Origin of the sequence: Cellulomonas sp. (assembly GCF_017744555.1) — a bacterium.
Taxonomy (GTDB): domain Bacteria; phylum Actinomycetota; class Actinomycetes; order Actinomycetales; family Cellulomonadaceae; genus Cellulomonas.
Genome location: NZ_JAGIBD010000100.1, coordinates 1 through 1578 on the forward strand (window position 1 = coordinate 1; position 1578 = coordinate 1578).

Here is a 1578-nt window from a genome sequence, read left to right on the forward strand (position 1 = left end):
GTCGCGGGCAACCCCGAGCGCGCCGCGACCGAGACCAGCGCCTACCTGTCGGGCCTGCTCGAGGACGCCTGACGCGCGCACCCGCGCGCGGGTCGGAGCACCCGCCCGCGGGCTGGTAGTCTCGGTGCTCGCTGCGCGCCCGTAGCTCAGCGGATAGAGCGTCTGCCTCCGGAGCAGAAGGTCGAAGGTTCGAATCCTTTCGGGCGCACCACCACGGCGAGGGCCGCATCCCGTCCGGGATGCGGCCGTCGCCGTTCATGGCTCAGCGCGGCACCACGCCCGTGGCGATCGCGTCTACGCATACCGGGGAGTCGCGAAGCTCCGGCCGCTCGGGACCGCACCGCAGGGCGAGGACCGAGCCGTCGATCGCCGAGGCGTCCGAGACGCCGACCGACCCGGGGTGCTGGATGGCGCCCGCGATCCACTCCTCCGCGCTCGTGCAGCGCTCGAGCGCGATCCTCTCGATCTCACGTCCCCGAGGAGTCGAGAGATCCGCCGCGGCTCCTTCCCCGACCTCGCGGCTCATCTCTGCGAAGGCGTCACCGCACGCGGTCGACGGGAGCGAGGGGCCCACGTGCGTCATCGGCGGATGCGACGCGCACCCTGCGAGCACCACCAGGACGACGAGGGCCACGGCACGTGTCACGAGTCCGGAGCTCACGCCCGCCGAGGGTAGCCGAGCCGTCCGGACGACGTCAGGCCCCGGCGACCGCACCGCTCAGGGGCGAGCCGCGCGGGGATCGCGCGAGCGGCGGCCCGGAACCTCCGTGCTGCGGGGACGTGGCAGGGTGGCCGGGTGCTCGACCCCGCAGCCGCCCCCCCGACGACCGGCGACGCCCCCACGCCCGCGCGCCGCGGCGTCCGGCGCTCCCCCGCCGCGGTGCGCCGCGAGCTCGGGCAGCTCGCGTCGGGCGAGGCCGTGAGCGGGCTGCTGCTGCCGCCGCTGCTCGTGTGGTTCGCGCGCTCGCAGGCGGGCGACCTGGTGGTGCTGCTGCCAGCGGCGGGCGCGCTGGGCGTCGCGCTGCTGGTCGCCGCGGCGTTCTGGTGGCGCCGAGCGCGCGGGCACGTGCCGCTGCGGTGGCTGCGGGTCACCGAGGCCGCGCTGCTCGCGTGCGGCGTCGTCGCCCTCGCCGTGCTCGCGGCGCTCGCGCTCGGTGCGGTGACGGGGGCAGGACCGGACGTCGGCACGCGCGCTGCGGCGGTCGCCGCGGGCACGGCCGCGTTCACGGTCGTCGAGGTCGTCAACTACCGGTGGGTGCAGGTCTCGGCGCGCGGGTGGACGGCGTGGGCCCGCGGACGCGTCGTGCGACCTCAGCTCGCGCGCGAGCTCGACCGCCACGCGCGGCGACGGGTGAGCTGACACCGGCCGGCCAGCCCAGCCCGAGCCGACCCGTCAGCTGAACCCGATCGCCCGTTGCGCGACCCGGTACGCCAGCACCGACACGCGCCGCCCCGTCGCACCGGGCAGGTTGCACATCTGCCCCAGGCCCGACCAGCGGACCTTGCGGTACAGCTCGGGGTCCTGCGCGCGCATCTGCGACCACAGGGCCTCCTTCTCCGCCAGGGCCTGCGCGGTGC

General features: G+C 76.4%; 2 protein-coding genes, 1 tRNA gene and 1 pseudogene. 2 read left to right on the forward strand and 2 right to left on the reverse strand.

The window, feature by feature from the left end:
• Window positions 1–135: 135 nt before the first annotated feature.
• A tRNA-Arg gene (locus J7523_RS20330) sits at window positions 136–211 on the forward strand.
• 51 nt (window positions 212–262) lie between these two features.
• Here the strand turns inward: J7523_RS20330 and J7523_RS20335 are convergent.
• The gene (locus J7523_RS20335; protein ID WP_291890607.1) at window positions 263–661 is read right to left on the reverse strand and encodes a hypothetical protein; all 399 of its coding nucleotides are present in this window, start codon (window positions 659–661) and stop codon (window positions 263–265) included.
• 135 nt (window positions 662–796) lie between these two features.
• Between J7523_RS20335 and J7523_RS20340 the strand changes: the two genes are divergently transcribed.
• Window positions 797–1360: a hypothetical protein gene (locus J7523_RS20340; protein WP_291890609.1), complete on the forward strand. Its 564-nt coding sequence runs from the start codon at window positions 797–799 to the stop codon at window positions 1358–1360.
• A 33-nt stretch (window positions 1361–1393) separates the two neighbouring features.
• Here the strand turns inward: J7523_RS20340 and J7523_RS20345 are convergent.
• A pseudogene (locus J7523_RS20345) lies at window positions 1394–1578 on the reverse strand (glycosyl transferase); the annotation flags it as partial.